General features: G+C 61.5%; 6 protein-coding genes. 3 read left to right on the top strand and 3 right to left on the bottom strand.

Annotation, left to right across the window (positions count from 1 at the left end; translation table 11 throughout):
• Positions 1 to 249 precede the first annotated feature (249 nt).
• Positions 250 to 660 (top strand): hypothetical protein, encoded by a 411-nt coding sequence (locus tag MOX02_RS28955; RefSeq protein WP_147029241.1) that lies wholly within the window; start codon positions 250 to 252, stop codon positions 658 to 660.
• 475 nt (positions 661 to 1,135) lie between these two features.
• Here MOX02_RS28955 and MOX02_RS28950 read toward each other — a convergent pair whose 3' ends face one another.
• Entirely contained in the window at positions 1,136 to 1,471 is a 336-nt protein-coding gene (locus MOX02_RS28950; protein ID WP_147029240.1) for a helix-turn-helix domain-containing protein, read from the bottom strand.
• A gap of 524 nt (positions 1,472 to 1,995) precedes the next feature.
• On the opposite strand from MOX02_RS28950, the gene MOX02_RS33065 reads away from it, so the two are divergent.
• Together MOX02_RS33065 and MOX02_RS28940 are read left to right on the top strand one after the other, a co-directional pair.
• On the top strand, positions 1,996 to 2,814 hold the full coding sequence (locus tag MOX02_RS33065) for a Crp/Fnr family transcriptional regulator (RefSeq protein WP_147029239.1): 819 nt from the start codon (positions 1,996 to 1,998) through the stop codon (positions 2,812 to 2,814).
• Positions 2,815 to 2,937: 123 nt separating this feature from the next.
• Positions 2,938 to 3,399, top strand: a complete 462-nt coding sequence (locus MOX02_RS28940) for a Ros/MucR family transcriptional regulator (protein WP_147029238.1) — start codon at positions 2,938 to 2,940, stop codon at positions 3,397 to 3,399.
• A gap of 1,302 nt (positions 3,400 to 4,701) precedes the next feature.
• On the opposite strand, the gene MOX02_RS33160 is transcribed toward MOX02_RS28940, so the two are convergent.
• Both MOX02_RS33160 and MOX02_RS28930 read right to left on the bottom strand, forming a co-directional pair.
• Positions 4,702 to 5,625, bottom strand: a complete 924-nt coding sequence (locus MOX02_RS33160) for a universal stress protein (RefSeq protein ID WP_507762760.1) — start codon at positions 5,623 to 5,625, stop codon at positions 4,702 to 4,704.
• A gap of 166 nt (positions 5,626 to 5,791) precedes the next feature.
• On the bottom strand, positions 5,792 to 6,103 hold a 312-nt coding region (locus tag MOX02_RS28930; protein WP_147029236.1), incomplete at its 5' end, for a GreA/GreB family elongation factor.

The raw sequence follows: 6,103 nt of genomic DNA, 5'->3' as shown, positions 1-6,103 counted from the left end.
CTTAGAGCTCAAGCTGCCGGTAGGCGGACACGCGACGTCAGCACCGTCGGCACGGCGCTCGACCAGTGACTTCACCTCATCGCCGGTTCCTCCGGTCCTTGCTGATCCTCCCCGTCAGCCCAGACCAAAGGCAGCCGGTCAGGACAGACCCAGACGGCTCTTGTGCTATCGTTCTGAAACTTTCGCGAAATCGTCGCGACATGCGCACCCCTTCTAAGGTGGATCTACCAAAGCTGGAAGGACGAACCCATGCAAAAGGCATTCGGCAGCACTAGGGACGAGCTATTCAGGAGCGCCTTGATCTCGACGTTTCAGGCCTGCGCAGTGCGCGGCCGCCCCGCCGTGCGTCACTTTCGCGAAACGCCGACGGCCTACGAACGCGAAGCTGGCATCTCCGATGCGACAGAAGCGAGCGCTTTGACGGACAAGCCCGGAGCACTCTCCACCATTCTCTGCCGGATCCGCCTATGGAACGGATGTGCGTTCGAATGCGCCCTTTCCGAGCGCACCCGCAAGGGAGCTCGTCTCCTGCTCGGCCAACCTTCTCGGATACCCTGCGTCTTCACTCTCGAGATTGGCGAAGAGCCTGAACAAGTTCCAGCCCGCGTTGCCTGGCGCAGGCGGAACGAGATCGGCATCGAATTCTTAGAGGTCGTCTGAGCAGCCGGGGGTCGCCCCGCTATCGCAAGCTTCTCTGCCTCTGACACTCACCATAGCCCGAACGGCATCCGCGGAGGCGCTGATGGCTTCGCTCCTCAAGATGCTCGATTCTGCGCGCCGCTCGAGTGCCTCATGCATCGGCGCGTCGGCGCCGGCCTGCGCCTCCCGTCGGGTCAGTAGCTGCCGGCCAACACCGGCCCAGAGTGGACCGTTCGCTCTAGGATGAAATGCTCGAAAGGCATAAGTCGCACTTGCAGTTGACAGGCGGAGGTAACCGGCCAAAGCGCTCGAAGTGTGGTCGAGGCCGCTCGGCTGCTGGCATGGCTTGCACCGCTCAAGATAGCCGCTTCAGGCCCCGTCGTTCAGCGCCGTCTCAGGACAACCTGAAACAGCAGGCTTCACGGACTTGCCAGGAGACCGACGCGTTGTGAAGCCGCCAGATCTGATCGGGCCGAAGGCATTTCGAGCCACACCCTCACCCTAGATCGTGTTGACGCTGATCCGTGCCATGCAGCGGGCCGACAGGTTGAACTTGGCGCCCAGGATAGCTGCCGAAGCGCACCCCAGGTCCTTCTGGGCTTCCATCCTCCGGGATGAACGTCATGCCATGCGCCTCAAAGCAGGCTTGCAGCTTGAGGAGAGTATCGATGGTCACGTTTGGTGGAATGCCATATACCTTTTCGACGCGACGGATCGTTTTCTCGCCGACACCTGAGCGCTCAGCCAAATCTTCTACACTCCAACGCTGCGCAGAACGTGCCATTCGAACTTGGCAGGCTGTGAGGATAACTCGCTGACGGCTTGCCTCCATCGGGATCTCCCATACCTCTTCTCTTTCAATCCTCTCCGCTTCTAACGGAACAGACACATCCGTCCACTGCCATTCAGCGGAGCAGCGCGGCTATCACCAGCCCCTTGAGCGGCCGAGATCGTGGCCGAAGACGCGATTTGCTTGAAGGCAGATTTTCCATCGCAATCCGAAGCTCTGCAGTACTGCGGCTCGGTCGGAGTTCCCTGTTGACGGGTTTGTACAGAATCGGTCATATATGACCGGATTTCGGACATTGCCGTGGCTTGGTAGAGCAAGCACCGGCCCTCATGACGAAGGTATCGTAGGACCAAATTTTTCGGACTGAGAGCCCGCACACGTCTGGACCTCAAGAGGCTCGGAGGTAGCGCGGCATCATAATGCGCTAGCACATCGACATAGAAGAATGCCGAAGACATAGCTTCGACTGCACGGGGTAGAACTTTCCCATCTTGAAGCTGCTGAAGCCGAAGCAATCCCGGCCATTATAGACGACTGCCGCGATGCATTCATTGGACGTATGAAAAATGAGCTTGCTGCCAGCGTCAGTGATGAAAGCGGAAACGGGCTCTTCCCTGCCAACTTCCTTCTCTAAAAGGACAATATCGGTCGATCCATTCATCCGTCGACTTGAGCAAGCGGTTAAGATCTCGGACATGCAGCGGGAGGCCATACATTCGCTTGCCATAAACCGTCTTGACATAGCGGGGCATCAAGATTTCGTCGGACAAACTAGCGATGCCGGATTTCTGGTGGTGAGCGGCCTAGCATGCCGCTACGCCACACTCCCGGACGGCACACGGCGGATTGCCTCCTTCATCCTTCCCGGCGATCTCGTCAGATCATCAGCGCCGCTGAGATCAGGGATGCCTTGGCGCATTAGAGCCCTGTCCGCCTGCAGCGTTGTCGAGATACTCCACTCAGATCTGCACGCTCTGTGTAGATCCACTGCCGCCGTTGGTCTCGGGCTGCGACGTATCGTGCAAGATGACCTTGACCGCACGCGGGCGTGGCTCTTGAACGATAGTCGGCCTGCCCCGAAGCGTATCGCATATCTTCTATGTGAGTTGCATGCTCGTCTCGACGTCGTGGGGTTCGCTGGCCAGAATGAGTGCGAGTTGAGCCTCTCTCAAGCGGACGTAGCGGACGCGGCCGCCGTCTCGCACAACCATGCCAATCGGATCCTGCAGGCGCTTTTCAGCGAACGATTTCTATCTTTGTGCCGCCAGAAGTTGATCATCACCGACGTGCGGAGGCTTCGGGAGTTTGCATGCTTTGATCCTTTCACTGCCATCTGCGAAAATAGAAGGGACGAAGATGAACACCTCTTCGAAAGCCCTCGATAGCGGGCGAGGCAAGCCCGCTTGAGAAGCATCACAGATAGCGGCCGCTCCAACTTTCAATCGGAACAGACGGCGCAAGCGACGCGCACCTAGGGGTGCGAGAATCGACTCAGAAGGAATCGCGCTATGCAAGAAGAAGTTGGGGGATTCAGCGAGAAAATAGTGGAAATAACGGCGAATATCGTTTCTGCCTACGTCGCTCGGAATCATGTCGCTCCGCGCGACCTTGCCGAATTGATCGTAAATGTTTATTCGACGCTGAGCAACCTCGCTCAGGGCCCCCTCGTCGCTGTCGTTGAGGAGGTCCTTAAGCCAACGTCGGCGCAGGTGCGCAAGTCGATCACGCCGGACGCGCTGATCTCGTTCATCGACGGCAAGCCCTACAAGACGCTCAAGCGCCACCTCTCGACGCACGGGCTCGACCCCTACAGCTACCGCCAGCGCTACGGCCTGCCCAACGACTACCCGATGGTGGCCGCCGCTTACGCCGCCCAGCGCTCCGAGCTCGCCAAGTCCATCGATCTCGGACGGCCGGGCGCGATGGCGGAAGTCGATCATGCGAGCGGCGAACACCGTAGAACGAACTGAATTTTCGACGCTGCTCGGAGGCGGCAGCAAGTTTCCAGTTGCTGTGCCGGCTCCTGCTTGCTGCTCTCCGCAGTGGTCGGGATCCGGTGAGCGCGGCCGACGTTGTGAGATGCAAGGGCTTGGACTTGCCCTGACCTAACCGACATTTCGTACTAAGTATGTTGCGAGGTTGCTGCCTGGTAGCGGCCAAAGCTCGTCGGATGACTATGTTTGGGGCTATAATGGTCGCGTGTAGTCGATAGCTCAAGCGCAAGCGCATCTGCGCGCTGTTCTGTGTGTCTTGTTATGCAACAATGGAGGCGATCGTATTTCGGAGAGAAGCGGGTATAATTGCTCAAGAACTCACGCGTCTCTGCTCGGAGATGTCTGATTTACGAGGCAAGAGACGACGATGCAGTTGCTCTCTCCCGCCTGAATCTTGGTTTGATCCATCACCGGCACCTACTGTTCGGCGCTCGGTTCAGAGCCTCCTCCCATCTCTAAGGCCTCCTGTCCTGGCTGATCCTCTCGATCAGTTCGGTTCGAAACCAGACGGTCAGATCAAGAGCCCATGACCAGAGGCTCGCTCGAATTACCGCACTGACCACATGCGGTTCAGGGCTGCTCGAAGACCCATAAGTCGTACCAGCATAGCCGAAGGTGTGCGGTGCCGGCGGGCGGGTCAGGTGTGAGGCTGCTGCCCGCGCCGCCGGGCTGAACACCGCACCTGCGGCTCCAAGCAGGTCACCAACTCGTGATCAGCGGAAGCGTTGCCGTACCGATGAGGGTCGGCAGCGCAGACCAGAGGGGGACCTGGCCCGCGCTGCCGAGCCGGGCGGCGTACCTGAGGAGGCGAACGACGCTCGGCGCCTCAGCCTACTCCTATGGCCAAGCTTGGCAACAGCGCCCCTCCCGCGCGGTGCCTCAGGTGAGCAGATCCCATCCTCCCATACCAAACAGAGCCACCAGCCAGACGACCATCAGTGGTCTGACGTGTTCTTCGCCGTTATGCCCTGAGGGGGCGGCGAGACGATACAGGCAAGCTCACCAGCGGGCGGATACTGCCACAGCGGTCGCCGCTGCGGCAGCGACGACGCAGCCTCCAATCAGGGAGCGTGTGGGGTTGCTCACGCTAGCGCGTCGTGACCAGCACCAGCAACATAACGGCCCTGGCCATGACCCGTGCGGCGATGATTCTCATCGACCCTTCCCCGCCGAAGCACGCTACGGCGTTTGCGGACTGAAACGCACTGCAGCAGGGCTTTCAAAGCCCATGCGCCCACGCCGCAGCGGCTCCTCATCGGAGGTGTCTAGGGCGGTCGCTCATGCGGTAACGACTCTGAAGGCAGGCCGCTCGGCCCGACGATCCCGGGCCCGAGATAACGGCGGTGCCTGCTGTCCAGCACCCGGACACGGCGGCGGAACCACCAGGATGTCCATTCCGCCGGCGGCGAGGACTTTCTCAGTGACGCTACCCATAAAGGCCTTCCGGATCCCGGTCCGGGCATGCGTGCCCATGACGAGGAGCTCAGAGGGCATTCGCGCTGCGAGCCGGACAATGACCTCGTCCGGGGACCCTTCAACCACCCGCCGCGACCAATCCTGTCCCGCGAGGCCGCCGGCGTCGAGGAAGGCCTCGATCTCCTCCGCGAACGACGAGCGCCAACTCTCGACGTAGCCATCGATATGCTCGCGCGGCATGCCGAAGGCGGACAGCTTCGGCTTGCCCAAGGCTTCGAAGGCGTGGACGACCGTGACCTGGACGTCGTCCGCGACCCCAAGCGACACCGCGCTGCGCAGGGCCCGTGCCGAGGCGTCCGAGAAGTCTACCGGAATCATGACCCCGGCGTAGGGGCTCAAGGCGGACCGCCCGACCACGAGGATCGGGCATGGCGCGGCGAGGATTAGACTGCGGACTGTCCCCCCACAATCGCGAGCAGACCCCTGATGGGGGGCGCCGACCACGATCAGATCAGCTTGGTGAGCCATCGCCGCGTCACGAATCGCGTCGGGAGGGCATCCGGCGACGACAAGCGGTTGGCACGCGACGCGGAAGAGTTCCGGCACGACAGCGACCTGCTCGATAGTCATGCGCTTTGCCTCGCAAAGATCGCGTGCGACCTCCCGGGGGCGGGTGCCGTCCACGACATGCATCAGGACGACGTTGCCTCCATGCTGTCCGGCCAGGATGCCGGCGCGCCGGACTGACCTCTGGGAGCGGGGCGAGAAGTCGGTAGCGACGAGCATACGCAAGAGCTTTCTCCTCTTCGGGTTGGTGTCAGCCCGTAGCTGGGCAAAGTCGGGCGGTGCGCCTGATCTCGGGTCCGCCGAGGTGGGGAGGCGGTTCCCGCATGAACCGGTTTTTGCCGCTGCAGCGTTGGCCACCGCGCGGGCGGCGTCCGGGGTGCTCGGGCTAGGCCTCAAGCGGGGCGAGCACGCCGCGCATGGAGACCGGCTCGTCGACAAAGCGGCAGCCGATGCCCTCGACTGTCACCACGTGCTGGATTCCGAGGCAGTTATCGCAGAAAGGCATCCGGTCCCCTAAGTGCAACCCGAGCAGCGCCGTCCCGAGCGGGCGCGCGACCGAGGGTTCATCGGCTTGGTCGGTGAGGTCGAGCGGGTGAACGAGGAAGTGTCCTTGTATTCCCGGCTCGTCGTCGAGCCGGTAGAGCACCCGGCAATTGACCGAAACCACCTCGGTCGGCAGCGCGCGAGGCGAGCAGAG

The sequence above is a fragment of the Methylobacterium oxalidis genome (assembly GCF_007992195.1).
Taxonomy (GTDB): domain Bacteria; phylum Pseudomonadota; class Alphaproteobacteria; order Rhizobiales; family Beijerinckiaceae; genus Methylobacterium; species Methylobacterium oxalidis.
Note: the sequence above shows the minus strand (reverse complement) of the source record. Positions and strands in the feature narration are given on the sequence as shown.